This window comes from Blastococcus sp. DSM 46786, assembly GCF_900109665.1.
Taxonomy (GTDB): Bacteria; Actinomycetota; Actinomycetes; order Mycobacteriales; family Geodermatophilaceae; genus Blastococcus; species Blastococcus carthaginiensis.
In genome coordinates, this window is the sequence record NZ_FOAO01000002.1 from 283,653 (window position 1) to 301,703 (window position 18,051).

The following is an 18,051-nucleotide window of genomic DNA, read 5'->3' on the forward strand; positions in this document are numbered from 1 at the left end:
GGGCTCGTCGGCGGCACCGCACCGAGCCGAGGAGGAGCGATGGCCAGCCCCGTGACCCAGCAGTGGACGGCCGCGCCCGCGGGCTGCCCCGCCCTGGCGGCGCTCGCACCCCCGGAGGCGCTGCCGGCCGCGGTCCGCCGCGCCGTCGCCGGCATCGCCGGCGCAACCGCCACCTGGTGCCCCGCCCCGGCCCCCGACGGACGCCGCGTCGCCTACGTCACCGACCGCTCCGGGCTGCCCCGGCTGGAGGTGGCCGCGCTGGACGAGCGGACGCCGCCGGTGCAGGTGTCCGCGGCGGACCAGGAGGTCATCTCGGCCTCCTGGTCGCCCGACGGCGAGCGGCTGGCCTACCTGGTCAGCCCCGGCGGTTCGATCTGCGCCGAGCTGCACGTCGTGCGCCCCGACGGCTCGGGGCGCCGGCTGGTGGCCGGTGCCGACCCGCGGGCGGCGGTCTTCGCCGGGTGCTGGGTGGGGCCGCGGCACTACGCGTGCTCGATCGCCCCGGGCTCCGGGCCCGACGCCGACGTGGTGCTGGTCGACGTGGTCACCGGCGCGCAGCGGACGCTGGCCTCCGGCGGCTTTCTCGCCGTCACCGCGGTCTCCGCCGACGGGCGCACCGTCCTGGCCCGGCGCGGTCCGCGCGCCTACCGGCACATCGTCGTCATCGACGTCGCGACCGGCATCCAGCGGCGGGTGGTCCCGCTCGACGCGCCCGGCGGGATCGCCTCGGAGGACGGCCGGTTCACCGACGGCGGGGCCACCGTGCACGTGCGCGCGGCGCTGCCCGGCCCGCCCGGGGCCGACCGCGCCGGCCTCGTCGCCGTCCCGCTCGACGACGACGGAGTGCCGGGGCGCGGCCGGATCGTCCTGCAGCGCGCCGACGCCGATCTCGACGGCTACGCGGTGCGCGCCGACGGCACCGTCCTCGCGGTGTGGAACGCGGACGGGGTCAGCGAGCTGTGGCTGCACGCGCGCTCCGACGGTGCGGTGGTGCGGCGGATCGCGCTGCCCGAGCCGGTGCTCTCCGGCTGGGCGACGGCGCCCGAGGGCGACGCGCTCGTCGCCGAGCTCTCCGGGCCCCGGGCTCCCCGGACGCTGTGGCGGGTGCCGCTGGACGGCGCCGCCGCCGAGCCGCTGCCCTGCTCGCCCCCGCGGCCGGAGGCGCTGGGTCTGGTCGAGCCGGTGCGGCACGAGTACCTCGCCCCCGACGGCGTCCGGCTCTCGGGCTGGTTGTACGTGCCCGAGGGCAGCCGCGGCCCCAACCGCACGGTCGTCAGCTTCCACGGCGGGCCGGAGGGGCAGGCGCGGCCGAACTGGTCGCCGATCACGCAGAGCATGGTGGCCGCCGGGCTGACCGTCTTCGCCCCCAACGTGCGGGGTTCCGGCGGGTTCGGGCGAGCCTTCATGACCGCCGACGACGGGCCGGCGCGCGAGTCGTCGTTCGCCGACGTCCGGACGACGGTGGACGAGCTGGTGACCGCGGGCATCGCCGCGCCCGGCCGGGTCGGCGCGCACGGCTGGTCCTACGGCGGGTACCTGACGCTGGTCGCGCTCACCCGCTGGCCCGAGCTCTTCGCGGCCGGCACCTCGCTGGCGGGCATGAGCGACCTGCGCACCTTCTTCGCCGGCACCGAGCCGTGGATGGCCGCGGCCTCGGTGACCGAGTACGGCGACCCCGTGGCCGACCGCGACATGCTGGCGGCCCTCTCGCCGATGACGGCCCTGGACCGGCTCACCGCCCCGGTGCTGCTGACCCACGGGGACCGCGACACCAACGTGCCGGTGGCCGAGTCGGTGCAGGCGCACCAGGCGCTGCAGGCCCGCGGCGCCCGCGCCGACCTGCTGCTCTTCCCCGGCGAGGGTCACGCGATCGTGGGACGCGAGCACCTGGTGGAACTGGGCGAGCGGCTCGCCGCCTGGTTCGATCGGTGGCTGTGAGCGGGGAACTCTTCGCCGGCTACCCCACCGACCGCACCGACGAGGCCGTCGGTGCCGACGGCCGGCTGCGCGACGGGTGGGCCGGGCCGGTCGCTGCCCTGGAGCGGCTGGGGGCGGCGGGGCTGGTGGCCGCGGAGGAGGAGCTGGCGCGGCGGCGGCAGGAGCGCGGCGTCGTCGTCGGCACCTGGGTGGACGGCCGGCAGCAGCTGCGGCCGGTGCCCCTGGACCCGGTGCCGCGGCTGCTCGACGCCGGTGCCTGGCGGGCGGTGTCGGCGGGCACGGCGCAGCGGCACCGGGCGCTGAACGCCTTCCTCGCCGACGCCTACCGCCCGGCCGGGCGCCGGCGCGGTGACGCCGACCGCGCCGCGGAGATCGTCCGGGCCGGCGCCGTGCCCGAGTGGGCGGTGGCGCACGGCCCCGGCCGCGACCCCGGGGCGGTCTCCCGCGCCTGGCCGGGCCAGCCGCGCGCGACCGTGGCCGCGGCCGACCTCGTCCGGACGGCGGACGGGCGCTGGGCCGTGGTCCGCGACCACCTGCGCACGCCCGCGGGCATCGGCTACGCCCTGGCCGACCGGGAGAGCGCCCGCGCGGTGTTGCCGCAGCTGGTCGCCGGCGCCGGCGACCGGCTCCGCGACCCCGCCGACGCCGTTCCGCTGCTGGCCGGCGCGCTGGCCGACGCGGCGCCGCCCGGCGTGCCCGGCCGACCGCGCACCGCCGTGCTCACCCAGGGGGAGAGCGACGGCGCCTGGTTCGAGCACCGGGTGCTCGCCGAGGCGCTCGACGCCCCGCTGGTGCGCGCCGGCGACCTGTGGCCGCGCAGCGACGGGGGAGTGGAGGCCGCCGTCGACGGCGGTCGCGTGCCCGTCGACGTCCTCTACCGGCGCTTCGACGACGCGTTGCTCGGCGCCTATCCGACCGGGGCGGGGGTCCCGCTGGACCTGGCGCTGACCGAGGCGGTGCGGGCCGGACGGCTCGGGCTGGCCAACGTGCCCGGCAACGGGGTGGCCGACGACGCGGCCGGCTACGCCTGGGTGCCGGCCATGATCCGCTTCTACCTCGGCGAGGAGCCGCTGCTGGCCTCGGCGCGGACCTGGGTGCTGGCCGACCCGGACGCGTGGGCCGAGGTCGCCGGCCGGCTGCACGAGCTCGAGGTGGAGTCCGTCGCCGGGTACGGCGGCCGGCGCGTCGTGCACGGGCCGGCCTGCTCGGCGGACGAGCTGGCCGCGCTGCGGGCCGAGATCGCCGCCGCCCCGCACCGGTTCGTCGCCCGCGAGCCGCTGGTCCCCTCGACCGCGCCGGCGCTGGTCGACGGGTGCCTGCGTCCCCGGCCGGTGGAGCTGCGGGTGTTCTCCGTCGCCGGGCGCACCACCACCGCGCTCCCGCTGGCGCTGACCCGGGTGGGCAGCACCCCCCTCGTCGGCAAGGACACCTGGCTGCTGCGCTGACGGGCCCCCTGCTCAGCCTGTGCGGCAACAGGTGGGTAGCCGAGCGAGCACACGCCGGCCGGTGAGTACTGGCGGCTCAGGACGCCGGCCGTAGCGCGGCCCGGATCCGGACCGTCGTCCCCGCGGGGCTGGGGACGGCGGTGACCTCGGCGACCGCGCTCATCAGCGTGGAGCCGCGGCCGCGGTCCATGCTCGGCACCCGCTCCCGCCACTGGCCGTGGTCGCGGACCGTGATCTCCACGGCGCCGCCCTCGATGGCCGCGGTCACCTCGACGACGGGCTCGATGGGGTCCTGGGCGTGCTCGATCGCGTTGCTGGCCGCCTCGCAGGCGGCCAGGAGCAGGTCGTAGGACTGGTCCGGGCCGACGCCGGCGTCGGCCAGCAGCGCGCGGAGCCGCCGGCGCACCACGGGGATGGAGGAGAGCTCCGACGGCAGCCGCCAGTGCGCCCGGGAGCGGGCGCCGGATGAGTCGCCGGCACGGGGAGCAGGCACGGGCTCGCTGCCGTGCCCGGGCCGCTCGACGTGGGTGGAGACCAGCGGGGCCGGCAGCGGTGAGGTCGCCGGCCGGGGCGGGGCGATGTCGCGCGCACCAGCGGGGGCCACGGCGTGACCGGCGGCCCGCTCCAGCGCCACCCGCACGCGGGCGAGCAGCTCCGCGGCGCGGAAGGGCTTGGCCAGGTAGTCGTCGGCGCCGGCCTCCAGCCCCTCGACCGACGCCTCCTGCCCGGCGCGGGCGGTCAGCATGATCACCGGGACGTCGCGGGTGGCCGGGTCCACGCGCAGCGCCCGCAGCAGCTCGAACCCGTCGACCCGGGGCATCATCACGTCGGTCAGGATCAGGGCCGGGCGCCGCTCGGCCACCGCGGCGAGCGCCTCCGCGCCGTCGGCGGCCGTGCGCACCGCCCAGTGGGGCTGCAGCAGGCGGGTCAGGTAGCTGCGCATGTCGGCGTTGTCGTCGACGACCAGCACGCCGGGCGCGTCCGGGACGCCGGTCGGCCGGCCCGCCGGCCGTGCGCCCTGCTGCTCCCAGCCCTCCGCCTCGCCGCGGGCGGTGTCGGAGGGGGCGGCCGCGGGGCCATCGGCGGCGGCGTCGGGCTCGCCGAACGGCAGGGAGACGGTGAACGTGCTGCCCTGCCCCGGCTCGCTGGTCACCGTGACGGTGCCCCCGTGCAGCGCGGCGAGCTCCTGCACCAGGGCCAGGCCGATACCGGTGCCCTCACGGGTGCGGGCGGCGGCCCCGGCGACGCGGTGGAAACGCTGGAAGAGCTGGGGGAGCTCCTCGGCGACGATGCCCACGCCGGTGTCGGCGACGGTGAGCACGAAGCGGTCGTCCACGCCGCGGAGGGCGACGTCGATCCCGCCCACGAAGGTGTACTTCACCGCGTTGGCGAGGAGGTTGACGACGATCTTCTCCCACATCCGCGGGTCCACGTGGGCGGGACGCCCCAGCGGCGGGCAGTCGACGGTCAGCCGCAGCCCGGCCCGCTCGGCGGCCGACCGGAAGATGCCGGTCAGCTCGGCGGTGAAGGTGGCCACGTCGGTCGCCACCCGCACCGGGGTGGCCCGACCGGCCTCGATGCCGGCGAAGTCGAGCAGGTCGTCGACCAGGCGGCGCAGCCGCTGACCGTTGCGCACGGCGAGGGTGACCTGCTCCCGCACGTCCGCGGTCAACGCGGCGTCGGGGTCGTCGAGCACGTCGCGGAGCGGGCCCAGCAGCAGGGTCAGCGGCGTGCGCAGCTCGTGGCTGACGTCGGCGAAGAACGTCGTCTTGGCGCGGTCCAGCTCGGCCAGGGACTCCGCCCGCGACCGCTCGACCTCGAAGGCCCGGATGTTGACGACCACGCCGGCGAACTGCCCGGCCACGAGCTCGTAGAAGGACCGGTACTCCACGTCGAGCGCGAGGTTGGGGCTGGTGCCCGCGAGGAGCAGGCCGAGCGGCTCGCCGTCCCGCGTGGCGGTGAGCGGGAGGACGACGGCCTCGGTGACGCGGTCACCGAACGGGCCGCCGGTCACGTCCAGCCGGTCGACGATCCCGGTGAGCTCGGCGTCGGTCCCCGCCGTCTCCGGCAGCAGCGTCGCGTCGCATCCCACCGCGGCGACGCGGCGGAACCCGGGTTCGCCGGGAGAGGCGAGGTACACGGCGGCGAACGGCAGGTCCAAGGAGTCGGCGGACAGGGCGGCGCACATCGCCGCCACCGTCTCCTGCTCGTCCCCGAGCTGGGATCCGACCGTGGCGAGGTCGTGGAGGAGCCGCTGCCGGCGCTCGCCCAGGATCTGCCCGGTCATCTCGGTGCACACCGCGTGCATGCCGGCCACAGCACCGTCGTCCCCGAACGCGGGGGCGTGGGAGACGGTGAAGTAGGTCTCCTCCCGGTAGCCGGCGCGCTCGAGCAGCAGCAGCAGCCCCGGCAGCCAGGAGGCCTCGCACGTGGCCATCGCCCGCTCGACCGGGGGGCCGAGCGCGTCCCAGCCCTCGGCGAGGGTCTGGCGGATGTCATCCCCGATCGCCGGGTGCTTCGCACCGATGAAGGGCGCGTAGGCGTCGTTGTAGAACTGGATGTACTCCGGCCCCCAGGTCAGGACCATGGGGAACTTGGACACCAGCACCGTGCGGACGGCGAACCGCAGGCTCGCCGGCCAGCCGTCGACCGGGCCCAGCGGGGTGCTCGCCCAGTCGAACGCGGCCATGATCCGGCCGGCCTCGCCCCCGGCGGCGAAGAGATCGCCACCGTCGGCGCCCGCAGGCACACCGGGCCCCACATCCACCTCCACCGACACATCGTGCACGACGCCCGGTCGGCTCCCGACCGGCTCCACCCCCCGCAGGGTCCAGGGGCGCCGTCCCTACAGGCGCTCCACCACGTAGTCGATGCAGGCCGTCAGCGCCTGCACGTCGTCCGGGTCGACCGCGGGGAACATGCCGACGCGCAGCTGGTTGCGGCCGAGCCGGCGGTAGGGCTCGACGTCGACGATGCCGTGGGCGCGCAGCGTCGCCGCCAGCGCGGCGGCGTCGACGGAGCCGGCGAAGTCGACGGTGCCCACGACGTAGCTGCGGTGCTCCCGGTCGGCGACGAAGGGCGTGGCGTACGCCGACCGCTCCGCCCAGCCGTAGAGCCGCGACGAGGACTCGCGGGTGCGCTCGACGGCGGCCGACAGCCCCCCGAGGGAGAGCAGCCAGTCGATCTGGTCGGCCAGCAGGAACAGCGTGGCGACGGCCGGGGTGTTGTACGTCTGGTCCCTGGCCGAGTTCTCGACGGCGATCGACAGGTCGAGGAAGGCGGGCACCCAGCGGCCCGACGCCTTGAGCTCGGCGATCCGCTGCAGCGCGTCGGCCGACATCAGCGCCACCCAGAGCCCGCCGTCGGAGGCGAAGGACTTCTGCGGGGCGAAGTAGTAGACGTCGGTCTGCGAGACGTCGACCGGCAGGCCGCCGGCGCCGGAGGTCGCGTCGACGAGCACCAGGGCGTCCTCGGTGCCGCTGGGGCGCGAGATGGGGGCCATGACCCCGGTGGAGGTCTCGTTGTGCACCCAGGCGTAGGCGTCGACGCCCCGGGTGGCGGCCGGCAGCGCGAGCGAGCCGGGCTCGGCCGTGACGACCACCGGCTCCCCGAGGAACGGTGCGTCCCGCGCCGCGGCGGCGAACCTGGCGGAGAACTCCCCGTAGCTGCCGAAGGCGGCGCGGTCGCGGATCAGGCCGAACAGCGCGGCGTCCCAGAACGCGTTCGTCCCGCCGTTGCCGAGCACCACCTCGTAGCCGTCGGGGAGGTCGAACAGCTGGGTGAGCCCCTCCCGGATCCGGCGCACCAGGGCCTTCACCGGCGCCTGGCGGTGGGAGGTGCCCATGACCGCGGCTCCCGCGCCGGCCAGGGCGCGCAAGGCCTCGGGGCGCACCTTGGACGGCCCGCTCCCGAACCGGCCGTCGGCCGGGAGGAGCGCGGCGGGGATGGTGGGGGTCATGCCGTCGAGGGCCTCTCAGGGTGACGTGCTGGAACGGCCACCCTTCAGGGGCCCGCGCCGAGCTCGCGAGGCGTGGGGGGAAGGGTGGTCCTTGTTCAGGTGAGCTGGGCGGCCTTCGTGTTGATGGTGTCCCAGCCCTCGACGGCCTCGGGCTTGCGCGGCTCGGGCCCGATGTAGCGGGCCGACGGACGCACCAGGCGGCCGGTGTTCTTCTGCTCGAGGATGTGCGCGCACCAGCCTGCCGTGCGGGCGCAGGTGAACATCGAGGTGAACATGTGGCTGGGGACCTCGGCGAAGTCCAGGACGATGGCCGCCCAGAACTCCACGTTGGTCTCCACCGGCCGGTCGGGACGCCGCTCGCGCAGCTCCTTGAGGGCGGCGTCCTCCAGGGCGAGGGCGGCCTCGAAGCGCGGGGCGCCGAGCTCCTGGGCGGAGCGGCGGAGCACGCGGGCGCGGGGGTCCTCGGCGCGGTAGACCCGGTGGCCGAAGCCCATCAACCGCTCCTTGCGGTCGAGCAGGTCCTTCACGTACTTCTCGGCGTCACCGGTCTTCTCGACGTCGTCGAGCATGTGCAGCACCCGGGAGGGGGCGCCGCCGTGCAGCGGGCCGGACATCGCGCCGATCGCGCCGGACATGGCGGCGGCGACGTCGGCACCGGTGGAGGCGATGACGCGCGCGGTGAACGTCGAGGCGTTCATGCCGTGCTCGGCGGCGGAGGTCCAGTAGGCGTCGACCGCGGCCACGTGGCGGGGGTCGGGCTCACCGCGCCAGCGCACCATGAAGCGCTCGACGATGGTCGAGGCCTCGTCGATCCGGCTCTGCGGCACGGCGGGGACGCCGATGCCGCGGGCGGACTGGGCGACGTAGGACAGCGCCATGACGGCGGCGCGGGCCAGCTGGTCGCGCGCCTCCTCGGCGCTGATGTCCAGCAGCGGGCGGTACCCCCAGAACGGGGCCAGCATCGCCAGGGCGGCCTGGACGTCGACGCGCACGTCGCCGCTGTGCACCGGGATGGGGAACGGCTCCGCCGGCGGCAGCCCGGGACCGAACTTGCCGTCGACCAGCAGCGCCCAGACGTTGCCGAAGGTGACCTTGCCGACCAGGTCCTCGATGTCGACCCCGCGGTAGCGGAGCGCACCGCCGTCCTTGTCCGGTTCGGCGATCTCGGTCTCGAAGGCGATGATGCCTTCCAGGCCGGGTACGAAGTCGTCGGCCATCTCGCAAGCTCCTCTGCGCGCGGACCCACGTGCGCGCAGGGAACTGGCGCACGGATTGCCTGCCGACCCTAGGCCGTCCACCCCGTCCTGGCACACGGGGGGCGGTGCGGGCGCCCTCCCGAGCCGCCGCGCGGACCCGGTGTCAGCATGGCGGCGTGCCCGACCTGTCCCGCATGCGCAACGACTACACCCTCGGGCGGCTGCGCGAGGACGAGCTCGCCCCCACCTGGGTCGAGCAGTTCGACCGCTGGTTCGCCGACGCGGTCGCCGCAGAGCTCCCCGAGCCCAACGCCGTCGTCGTGGCGACCGCGGACGCCGACGGCGCCCCGGACGCCCGGGTCGTGCTGATGAAGGGCTACGACACCGACGGCATCGTGTTCGGTACCAGCTACGCCTCGGCCAAGGGCGCGCAGCTGGCGGTGAACCCGCGGGCCGCGCTCGTGTTCCCCTGGCACGCGCTGCAGCGGCAGGTGCGGGTGGCCGGGCGGGTGGAGCGGATCGGCGACGCCGCGTCCGACGGGCTGTGGGACCCGCGCCCGCGCGGCTCGCAGCTGGCGGCGGTCGCCTCGGTGCAGTCGACCGTCGTCGACTCCCGGCAGGAGCTCGAGGAGCGCGTGCGGCTGCTGGACGAGCAGACGCCGGAGGGCCCGGTGCCCCGCCCCGAGGTGTGGGGCGGCTACCGGGTGGTGCCCGAGCGGGTGGAGTTCTGGCAGGGCGGGGCCGACCGGCTGCACGACCGGCTGCGGTTCGTCCGCGACACCGCCGAGGGCGGCGGCTGGGTCGTCCAGCGGCTCGCGCCGTGAGCCAGCCGGTCGACCCGATCGAGGGCGGGGCGCCGGTCGAGGAGCCGGTCCCCGAGCGGGTGCGCCGGCGGGGCTGGGCGATCGACACCACCCCGCTGCGCGACCCCCGCTACCGGCGGCTGTTCTGGGGCATCGCCACGACCACGATCGGCCAGCAGATGACGCTGGTGGCCGTCCCCTTCCAGGTCTACCTGCTGACCGGCTCGTCGTTCATGGTCGGCGTGACGTCGATCGTCGCGCTGGTCCCGCTCATCGTCTTCGGGCTCCTCGGCGGCGCGATCGCGGACGCCATGGACCGCCGGCGGCTGCTGGTGGTCACCTCGGTCGGCGCGGCGGTGACCAGCGCGCTGCTCGCGGCGCAGGCGCTGCTCCCGGGCGGCGGGAACCTGGTCCTGCTGTGGGTCCTGACCGCCGCGGTCTCCGCCTTCACCGCGGTCAACTCGCCGACGCGCTACGCCGTCATCCCCGCGCTGGTCGGCACGGCGGGCGTCCCCGCCGCGAACGCGCTCGCCATGACCGTCCGGCAGATCGGCGTGATCGTGGGTCCGCTGGTCGCGGGGCTGCTGATCGGGCTCGGGTCGCTGTTCACCGCCTACGCCATCGACGCCGTCGGTTTCGTGGTCGCCGCCGTGCTGCTGCGCGGGCTGCCGCCGCTGCCGCCGGGACGGGACGCCGGGAAGCTGCGGCTGGGTGCCGCCGTGCACGGGGTCTGGGAGGGCTTCGCGTTCCTGCGCACCCAGCCCGTGCTGCTCATGACCTTCGTCGTCGACGTCATCGCGATGCTGTTCGCCTGGCCGCAGGCGGTGTTCCCCGAGCTGTCGGAGACCCGGTACGCCGACTCGCCCAACAGCCTGGGCTGGCTGTTCGCGGGCATCTCGATCGGCGCGCTGGGAATGGGGCTGACGTCGGGCTGGGTGTCGAAGGTGGACCGGCAGGGCGCGGTGGTGATCGTCTCGATCGCGGTGTGGGGCGTGGCGATCATCGGCTTCGGCCTCGCCCCGACGCTGTGGCTGGCGGTCCTGTGCCTGGCCGTCGCGGGCGCGGGCGACATGGTGAGCGCGGTGCTGCGCAGCGCGATGCTGCAGACGGCGGCGCCCGAGGAGATGCGCGGCCGCATGCAGGGCGTCTTCATCGTCGTGGTCACCGGCGGCCCCCGGCTGGGTGACCTGCGCGCCGGTGGCCTGGCCAGCGCCGCGGGCGTGTCGTTCGCGATGGTCTCAGGCGGCGTCGTGGTGGTGCTCGCGATGGTCGCCGTCGCGCTGCTGGTGCCGTCGTTCTGGCTGTTCCGCGCCTCGCGGTCGGCCGTCGACCGGACCGGCTGACCCGCCGGGTGTCCGGCCGGGCTCGCCCGCCCCCGAGAGTGGCGAGGCCGGCCGGACCTCCGGCGTTCATATCCGATCCTGCCCGGCCCTACTCCCCAGTAGCGGGATGGGGCAAGAGCTGGGGCAGCGGCGGGAGGCGCAGTCGTCCGCGGCGGCGAGTGAGCGGAAACGCCGACCTGCGCCCTCACCCCGTGGGGGGACGAGGTGAGGCACGCCTCAAGCGCGGCGGCGTGTGGACCGATCGTCGGTGGCATGAGCCTTCTCCACCGGCTACGGGGCACCAGCCTCCTCGCACGCTTCGGTGCGGTCAGCCTGCTGCTCACGTTCGCGGTGGGGGCGGTGCTCTCCTCGGTGTTGAGCACGGCGATCGAGAACCGCGCCCGCCAGCAGGCGGAGGACGCGGCCCTGATGGCGGTGCGCCTGGGGCTCCAGCCGCAGTTCACCCCCGTCGACCTCGCCGAGGGGTTCGAGGCCGAGCGCCTGGCGGACGTGGAGAGCGCCGTGAACGACGCCGCCGAGGAGTTCGGTACGGCGGGGCTCTCGCTCGCCGCGTTCGACCCGATCGAGCTCAAGATCTTCAACCGCGACCGCACGATCGTCTACCACTCGGAGAACCCAGAGCTCGTGGGCGAGACATCGGGTTCCGGTGAGCTGGGCGCGGCACTCGACGGTTACGTCGTCTCGGGCTTCGCCCACTCCGCCGACGACAGCGCCACCAGCGAGGACGGCACGCACCAGCTGCTCGAGGTCTACGTGCCGATGCAGTACGACGGTGCGGACTCGCCGGACGGGGTGATCGAGCTCTACCTGCCCTACGCGCCCGTCGCCGCCGCGGTCGCAACGGACGTGCGGACCATGACGATCGCCCTCGTCGCCTCCCTGACGGTCTTCCACCTCGTCGTCTTCCGCCTGATCGCGTCGGCGTCGAAGAAGCTGCGCCGCCAGACCGAGGACCTGCGGAGCTCCGCCGAGCGCGACCGCCATCAGGCCACGCACGACGCCCTCACCGGCCTGCCCAACTGGGAGCTGCTGCGCGACCGTCTCGACCAGGCCCTGGCCGCGGCCAGCCGCTCGGACGGCGAAGTCGCCCTGTTCCTGATCGATCTGGACCGCTTCAAGGAGATCAACGACACCCTCGGCCACTCCTTCGGTGACAGGTTGCTCTGCCAGGTGGGGCCCCGACTGGAGTCGGTGCTGCGGGAGGGTGACACCGTCGCCCGCCTCGGCGGGGACGAGTTCACCGTCCTGCTGCCCCTCGTGGATGGGGCCGGTGAGGCCGAGCAGGTGGCCGAGCGGCTGCGCGAGGCGCTGCACCGGCCCTTCGACGTCGACGGCGTGGCCGTCGACGTGGAGGCCAGCATCGGCATCGTCGTCTCCCCGTGGCACGGCACCGACACCGAGGTGCTGCTGCGCAACGCCGACATCGCGATGTACGTCGCCAAGGAGTTCAAGTCCGGCGCGGTGATCTTCGAGCCCGAGGAGCACGTCACCGCCCCGTCGCGGCTGACGGTCCTGGGCGACTTGAGGCGGGCGCTGGAGGGCGCCGGCGAGCTGTTCCTGAACTACCAGCCCAAGTACACCCTGGACGGCGAGCGCATCGAGGGACTGGAGGCGCTGCTGCGGTGGCGGCATCCCGTCCACGGCCTCATCCCGCCCGACGACTTCATCCCGGCCGCCGAGGGCACCGGCATCATCCTGCGGCTGACCGAGCACGTGCTGGATCTGGCACTCGCCCAGATGCGCTGCTGGATGGACGCCGGCCACGGCGTCCCCGTGGCGGTGAACCTGTCCACCCGCTGCCTGCTCGACGTGGGGCTGCCCGAACTGGTCCGGCGGCTGCTGACCGCGCACCGGGTACCGGCCGAGCTGCTGCGACTCGAGGTGACCGAGAGCGCGGTCATGGGCGACGCCGCCCGGTCCATGGAGGTCCTGCAGCGCCTGCACGACCTGGGCGTGAAGCTGTCGATCGACGACTTCGGCACCGGTTACACCTCCATGGCGCACCTGCGGCGGCTGCCGGTCGACGAGCTGAAGATCGACCGCTCGTTCGTGCTGGGCATGATCTCGACCGCCCACGATGCCGTGCTGGTGCGAACCGCGGTCGACCTGGGCCACAACCTGGGGCTGACCGTGGTCGCCGAGGGCGTCGAGGGCGCCGAGCACGTGGCTGCGCTGCGCGACCTCGGCTGTGACATCGCGCAGGGCTACCACTACGCCCGGCCGATGGGCGGCGAGCAGATGAGCGAGTTGCTCGACCGGGTCGGCACGATCCACGACGGATCGATGCCGGTCGTCTGACAGCGGACACGACAGAGGCCCAGGTCGGTGAACCTGGACCTCTGTCGTGGGACGAGCGCCGGGTCAGGCCAGCGCCCCGGCGACGGTGCGCAGGTCGGCGACCAGGGCGTCGTAGGCGGCGGCGCGCGCCTCGTCGGGCGTGCGCAGGATCGCCGAGGGGTGCGTGGTCGCGAGGATCCAGGTCTGGTGGGGCGCGTCCTCGTCGTCGTCCTCCGTCGGCGCCGGCGCGCCCGGCGGGGTCCAGGGGAGCAGCTGCCCGTGGTCGCGGGTGATCCGGAACGACGGGGAGATCAGCCCCTTGGCCGCCGTCGCGCCCAGGGCCACGACGACCTCGGGCTGCAGGACGGCGAACTCCGCCTCCAGCCACGGCCGGCAGGCCCGCAGGTGCTCGGGCCGGGGCGTCTGGTGGATCCGCCGCTTGCCCTTCACGGTGTGCGAGAAGTGCTTCACCGAGTTCGTGACGTAGCTGTCCCGCCGGTCGATGCCGGCGTCGGCCAGGGCCTTGTCCAGCAGCCGGCCCGCGGGGCCGACGAACGGCTCGCCCTTCCGGTCCTCCTGGTCGCCCGGCTGCTCGCCCACGAAGACCACCCGGGCGGTCTCCGGTCCCTCCCCGAACACCGTCTGGGTGGTGTCCTGCCACAGCTCGCAGGCCCGGCACCCGGCCGCGGCCGACCGCAGCTGCTCCAGGCCCACCCCGGCCGGCGGCCGGGCCACGCCGTCGCGCTCGCTCATCCACCGATGACACCGCACCGGGGCGCCGGCCGCGAGGTGAACTTCCGGTACTCGGGCACCTCACCTGCCCCGACGTGATCGTGGGCCCCGATACGGTCTCGGGCAGGAACACGCGAGGGCAGGAGGAACAGGTGCTCGAGTTCGACGGGCTGCGCAAGAGCTTCGGGAGCATCCGCGTGCTCGACGGTGTCGGCTTCACGGTCGCGCCCGGATCGATGTTCGGGTTCTGCGGCTCCAACGGCGCCGGCAAGACGACGACGATGCGCATCGCCATGGGGCTCGTGCGGGCGGACGCCGGCGAGGTGCGCTGGCAGGGGCGCCCGCTGGACCAGGTGACCCGCAGCCGGATCGGCTACATGCCGGAGGAGCGCGGCCTCTACCCGAAGATGAAGGTCGGCGAGCAGGTCACCTACTTCGCCCGGCTGCACGGCATGGACGCCGCCCCCGCGGCGAAGGCGGCGGAGGAGTGGGTGGGGCGGCTGGGCCTCGGTGACCGCCGCGGCGACCCGGTCGAGAAGCTGTCGCTGGGCAACCAGCAGCGGGTGCAGCTGGCGGCCGCGCTGGTGAGCCGCCCCGAGGTGCTGATCCTCGACGAGCCCTTCTCCGGCCTCGACCCGGTCGGCGTCGACTCCCTGGCCGAGGCGCTCCTGGAGCAGGTGCGCACCGGCGTCCCCGTCGTCTTCTCCAGCCACCAGCTGGACCTGGTGGAGCGGCTCTGCGACTCCGTCGGCATCCTCGCCCGCGGCCGCATGGTCGCCACCGGCACCGTCGAGGAGCTCCGCCGGCGCGAGGCGGGCCGGGTGCTCCGCGTCGTCGTCCCCGACGCCCCGCCGGGCTGGGCGGCCGCGCTGCCCGGCGTGCGGGTGGTCTCGGAGTCCGCCGGCGACACGCTGCTCGACCTCGGGGCCGGCGCTGACGACCAGGCGGTCCTCGGCGCCGCCGTCCGCACCGGGCGGGTCACCCACTTCGCCTGGCGCCAGCCCAGCCTCGTCGAGCTGTTCCGCGAGGCCGTCGCCCAGCCGCAGGAGGTGGCCGCGTGACCGAGCTCCGCACCCTGAGCAGCGCCGCGAAGGTCCGGCTGGTCGCAACGCGGGAGCTCTCCACCCGCATCCGGGACAAGAGCTTCATCATCAGCTCGATCGTCATCCTGGTCGCGATCGTCGGCGCGATGGCGTTCCAGGTGGTCGTGAGCTCCGGCGGCGAGGAGACGCGCGTCGCTGTCGTCGGCGGGGACGCCTCCGTGACCGCCGCCCTGGAGGCCCAGGGCGAGGCGCTGGACGTCGACGTCACCGTGGTGGAGCTGGTCGACGAGGACGCCGCGCGCGCAGCGGTGGACGCCGAGGACGTCGAGGGTGCGCTGCTCGCCGGTGCCGACCCCGAGCTGCTGGTCCGCGAGTCCGCCGGCGGCTCCCTGGAGGCGGTCGTGCAGGGGGCGGTCGGCCAGCTCGCGGTCGCCCAGCAGCTCGCCGACGCCGGGCTGACCGGTCTGGACGTGCCCGAGGTGGCGGTCACCCCGCTGGAGACCGGCGCCGCGGCCGACGGCCAGCGGATCGTCACCGCGATCATCGGCGTCGTCCTGCTCTACAGCCTGCTGATCCTGTTCGGCCAGTTCATCGCCCAGGGCGTGGTGGAGGAGAAGGCCAGCCGGGTCGTCGAGCTGCTGCTGGCGACGATGCGCCCCTGGCAGCTGCTCGCCGGCAAGATCCTCGGCCTCGGGGTGCTGGCCCTGGGCCAGATGGTGCTGATCGGCGTCGTCGGCGTCGCGGGCGTGCTCGCCTTCGACGTCGTCGAGGTGCCGGGGGAGCTGATCGGCACCGTGCTCACGGTGATCGCCTGGTTCCTGCTGGGCTACGCCTTCTACGCCGCGGTGTTCGCGGTGGCGGCCTCGCTGGTGAGCCGGCAGGAGGACCTGGCCACGGTGCTCATGCCGACGTCCATGGTGCTCATCGTCGCGTTCTTCGTCGGCATCCAGGCCGCCTCCGACCCCGCCGGCGGCCTGGCCCGGGTGACCTCCTACCTGCCGGGACTGTCGCCGCTGGTCATGCCGGTGCGCCAGGCCGCGGGCCAGGTGGCCCTCTGGGAGGTCGGGCTGGCCGTGGTGCTGATGCTGGCCGCCATCGCGCTGATCGTGCGGCTGGGCGGGCGGGTCTACGCCGGGGCGCTGCTGCGGACCGGCGGGAAGATCAAGGTCCGGGAGGCGCTGCGGGCCGAGCGCGTCTGAGGGTTGACCCCCCGGGGGGTCCGGGTAGCGGCGCGGCATGGCGATGCAGCTGGGCTACACGATGATGACCGAGCAGGCCGGGCCGAGGGACCTGGTCCGCCACGTGGTGGGTGCCGAGGAGGTCGGGTTCGACTTCGCCGTCAGCAGCGACCACTACTTCCCGTGGCTGGACGAGATGGGCCACTCACCGAACGCGTGGGTGACGCTGGGGGCGGCGGCGCAGGCGACCAGCCGGATCCCGCTGATGACGTACGTGACCTGCCCGACCTTCCGGTACCACCCGGCGGTCGTGGCGCAGCAGGCCGCGACGCTGCAGCTCCTCTCCGGGGGACGCTTCACCCTGGGGATCGGCGCGGGGGAGAACCTCAACGAGCACGTGGTCGGCGGCGGGTGGCCCGCGGCCGACGTGCGGCACGAGCGGATCGTCGAAGCCCTGCAGATCATCCGCGACCTGTTCGACGGCGAGGGCTACACCAACTTCCGCGGCGAGCACTTCGACGTCGAGTCGGCCAAGCTCTGGGACCTGCCGGAGAAGCGGGTGCCCATCGGCTTCGCGGCGGGCGGGGAGCAGGCGGCCACGATCGCCGGCGAGCTCGCCGACGTCCTCATCGCCACCGACCCGATGAGCGAGCTCGTGGAGCAGTTCGAGGCCGCCGGCGGTGCCGGCAAGCCCAAGGTCGCGCAGATGCCGATCAGCTTCGGCACCGACGAGGACGCCGCGGTGCAGCGGGCGCACAGCCTCTTCCGCTGGTTCGGGCTCGGCTGGAAGGTGAACGCCGAGCTGCCGGGCACCGCCGCGTTCGACGCGGCCAGCCAGTTCGTCACGCCCGACGACGTCGCCGGGGCCATCCCGTGCGGGGACGACGTCGAGGCCGTCATCGAGGGGGCCAAGGCCTACGCCGACGCGGGCTTCACGCACCTGGCCCTGGTGCAGATCGGCGGGGACCAGCAGGAGCCCTACCTCGACTGGGTGCGCAGCTCCCTGATGCCGGCCTGGCGGGAGGCGTTCGGCAGCTGATCGGGTGACCTGCCGCCCCCGGGCCGCTCCCTTGGGGTGAGGTCCGGGCGCGAGGGGGCGCGCAGCGCGCCCCCTCGCCGCGATCATCGGCGGCATGACCGAGGACCTGGACGTGCGGCTGCGGCGGCTGCTCGCCTCCGACGACGCCGACGCGCTGATCGACCTCGGCTGCGACCTGGCCGACGCCGGCCGGCAGACCGACGCCGAGGCGTGCTTCCGCCGCGCGTTCGACCTGGGCGACTCGGTCGCCGCGTTCAACCTCGGCAACTCCCTCGCCGCACAGCAGCGCTGGGAGGAGGCGGTCGACGCCTACGAGGTCGCCCTGCGCGGCGGGGAGTCGGACGCCTGGCGCAACCTCGGCCTGGTTCTGGAGGACCTGGGAGACCTCGCCGGCGCGATGCGCGCCTACCGGGGCGCGGCGGCCGCCGGTGACCTGGAGGGCGGGCTGCAGCTGGCGTTCCTGCTCCGCGAGCAGGGCGAGCGCGAGCAGGCCATGGCGGTGGCCGAGGAGTTCGCCGCCGCCGGTGACCAGGAGGCGGCGGCCGTCGTCGCCTGCTGGCGCTGGTGCTCGACCCTGGACCCGGCGCTGGAGGACGACCTGCGAGCGGGGCAGCACCACTTCCCGGCCGCCCGCGCGGATCTCGCGCACCTGCTGCGGGAGACCGGCCGGTCGGCCGAGGCGCGCTCGGTGCTCGAGCGCGGGGCCAAGCTCGGTGAGCAGGTGGCCTGGCTACCGCTGGGCAACCTCTACCGCGAGGAGCTGGGCGACGAGGAGGCCGCCGAGGAGGCCTACCGCAGCGGCATCGCCGCCGGTGACGCGTACTGCCACCAGAATCTCGGCGTGCTGCTGGCCGACCGCGGGGACCTCGAGGGCGCCGTGGAGCAGTTCCGCCTGGGCGCGGCGGCCGGTGACCAGCTCGCGGCGCAGTGCCTGCGGGAGCTCGAGCACTGAGAGGACCCCGTCCTGACGGGGCCGGGCAGCGGACATCGAGCGCTGATGTGCAGTCGTGGCGCCTGGATGTGCGCATCGGCGCACTCTGACGGTGGGTGCGACGGGGCCGCCGTGGCAGGGGGGGACATGAGCGCGTCACGTGCGTCC

Annotated in this window: 13 protein-coding genes; 9 read left to right on the forward strand and 4 right to left on the reverse strand. The window is 74.9% G+C overall.

The genetic code is table 11. From position 1 onward, the window contains the following. The first annotated feature begins 39 nt into the window (after positions 1 to 39). Both BMW62_RS03435 and BMW62_RS03440 read left to right on the forward strand, forming a co-directional pair. Positions 40 to 1,938, forward strand: a complete 1,899-nt coding sequence (locus BMW62_RS03435) for a prolyl oligopeptidase family serine peptidase (protein ID WP_091929416.1) — start codon at positions 40 to 42, stop codon at positions 1,936 to 1,938. Beyond that, complete coding sequence (locus BMW62_RS03440) at positions 1,935 to 3,383, forward strand: circularly permuted type 2 ATP-grasp protein (RefSeq protein ID WP_091929417.1); 1,449 nt, start codon at positions 1,935 to 1,937, stop codon at positions 3,381 to 3,383. Before BMW62_RS03435 ends, BMW62_RS03440 begins: the two co-directional genes overlap by 4 nt. A 76-nt stretch (positions 3,384 to 3,459) precedes the next feature. Here the strand turns inward: BMW62_RS03440 and BMW62_RS03445 are convergent, their stop codons facing one another. The 3 genes from BMW62_RS03445 to BMW62_RS03455 form a co-directional block, all read right to left on the reverse strand. Beyond that, positions 3,460 to 6,156, reverse strand: coding sequence for an ATP-binding protein (locus BMW62_RS03445; RefSeq protein ID WP_244523811.1), 2,697 nt, complete (start codon positions 6,154 to 6,156; stop codon positions 3,460 to 3,462). Between the two features lie 72 nt (positions 6,157 to 6,228). Continuing rightward, positions 6,229 to 7,341 carry a phosphoserine transaminase gene (gene serC / locus BMW62_RS03450; RefSeq protein WP_091929418.1) on the reverse strand — a complete coding sequence of 371 codons (1,113 nt, stop codon included), beginning with the start codon at positions 7,339 to 7,341 and terminating at the stop codon, positions 6,229 to 6,231. Positions 7,342 to 7,436: 95 nt separating this feature from the next. Next, the gene (locus tag BMW62_RS03455) at positions 7,437 to 8,558 is read right to left on the reverse strand and encodes a citrate synthase 2 (protein WP_091929419.1); all 1,122 of its coding nucleotides are present in this window, start codon (positions 8,556 to 8,558) and stop codon (positions 7,437 to 7,439) included. Positions 8,559 to 8,713: 155 nt separating this feature from the next. On the opposite strand from BMW62_RS03455, the gene pdxH reads away from it, so the two are divergent. From pdxH to BMW62_RS03470, 3 genes are all read left to right on the forward strand, one after another. After that, positions 8,714 to 9,361 (forward strand): pyridoxamine 5'-phosphate oxidase, encoded by a 648-nt coding sequence (gene pdxH / locus BMW62_RS03460; RefSeq protein WP_211434957.1) that lies wholly within the window; start codon positions 8,714 to 8,716, stop codon positions 9,359 to 9,361. Continuing rightward, the gene (locus BMW62_RS03465) at positions 9,358 to 10,683 is read left to right on the forward strand and encodes an MFS transporter (RefSeq protein ID WP_091929420.1); all 1,326 of its coding nucleotides are present in this window, start codon (positions 9,358 to 9,360) and stop codon (positions 10,681 to 10,683) included. The genes pdxH and BMW62_RS03465 overlap by 4 nt, the downstream gene beginning before the upstream one ends. 252 nt (positions 10,684 to 10,935) lie before the next feature. After that, positions 10,936 to 12,981, forward strand: coding sequence for a putative bifunctional diguanylate cyclase/phosphodiesterase (locus tag BMW62_RS03470; protein ID WP_091929421.1), 2,046 nt, complete (start codon positions 10,936 to 10,938; stop codon positions 12,979 to 12,981). Between the two features lie 63 nt (positions 12,982 to 13,044). Here the strand turns inward: BMW62_RS03470 and BMW62_RS03475 are convergent, their stop codons facing one another. Then, positions 13,045 to 13,713, reverse strand: a complete 669-nt coding sequence (locus tag BMW62_RS03475; protein ID WP_091929422.1) for a UdgX family uracil-DNA binding protein — start codon at positions 13,711 to 13,713, stop codon at positions 13,045 to 13,047. Positions 13,714 to 13,844: 131 nt separating this feature from the next. On the opposite strand from BMW62_RS03475, the gene BMW62_RS03480 reads away from it, so the two are divergent. The 4 genes from BMW62_RS03480 (at position 13,845) to BMW62_RS03495 (ending at position 17,904) form a co-directional block, all read left to right on the forward strand. Then, positions 13,845 to 14,753: an ABC transporter ATP-binding protein gene (locus BMW62_RS03480; protein ID WP_091929423.1), complete on the forward strand. Its 909-nt coding sequence runs from the start codon at positions 13,845 to 13,847 to the stop codon at positions 14,751 to 14,753. Further along, a complete protein-coding gene (locus tag BMW62_RS03485) occupies positions 14,750 to 15,934 on the forward strand; it encodes an ABC transporter permease (RefSeq protein ID WP_091929424.1) in 1,185 nt (394 codons plus the stop codon). Before BMW62_RS03480 ends, BMW62_RS03485 begins: the two co-directional genes overlap by 4 nt. Positions 15,935 to 15,971: 37 nt before the next feature. Further along, positions 15,972 to 16,952 (forward strand): TIGR03557 family F420-dependent LLM class oxidoreductase, encoded by a 981-nt coding sequence (locus BMW62_RS03490; RefSeq protein ID WP_091929425.1) that lies wholly within the window; start codon positions 15,972 to 15,974, stop codon positions 16,950 to 16,952. 94 nt (positions 16,953 to 17,046) lie between these two features. After that, positions 17,047 to 17,904: a tetratricopeptide repeat protein gene (locus tag BMW62_RS03495; protein ID WP_091929426.1), complete on the forward strand. Its 858-nt coding sequence runs from the start codon at positions 17,047 to 17,049 to the stop codon at positions 17,902 to 17,904. The last annotated feature ends 147 nt before the right edge of the window (positions 17,905 to 18,051 follow it).

Bases quoted from the DNA above. Each gene is read 5' to 3' on its own strand.
- BMW62_RS03495 (WP_091929426.1), top strand. From the start codon at position 17,047: ATGACCGAGGACCTGGACGTGCGGCTGCGGCGGCTGCTCGCCTCCGAC.
- BMW62_RS03435 (WP_091929416.1), top strand. From the start codon at position 40: ATGGCCAGCCCCGTGACCCAGCAGTGGACGGCCGCGCCCGCGGGCTGC.
- BMW62_RS03490 (WP_091929425.1), top strand. From the start codon at position 15,972: ATGGCGATGCAGCTGGGCTACACGATGATGACCGAGCAGGCCGGGCCG.
- BMW62_RS03470 (WP_091929421.1), top strand. From the start codon at position 10,936: ATGAGCCTTCTCCACCGGCTACGGGGCACCAGCCTCCTCGCACGCTTC.
- BMW62_RS03455 (WP_091929419.1), bottom strand. From the start codon at position 8,558: ATGGCCGACGACTTCGTACCCGGCCTGGAAGGCATCATCGCCTTCGAG.
- BMW62_RS03475 (WP_091929422.1), bottom strand. From the start codon at position 13,713: ATGAGCGAGCGCGACGGCGTGGCCCGGCCGCCGGCCGGGGTGGGCCTG.
- serC (WP_091929418.1), bottom strand. From the start codon at position 7,341: ATGACCCCCACCATCCCCGCCGCGCTCCTCCCGGCCGACGGCCGGTTC.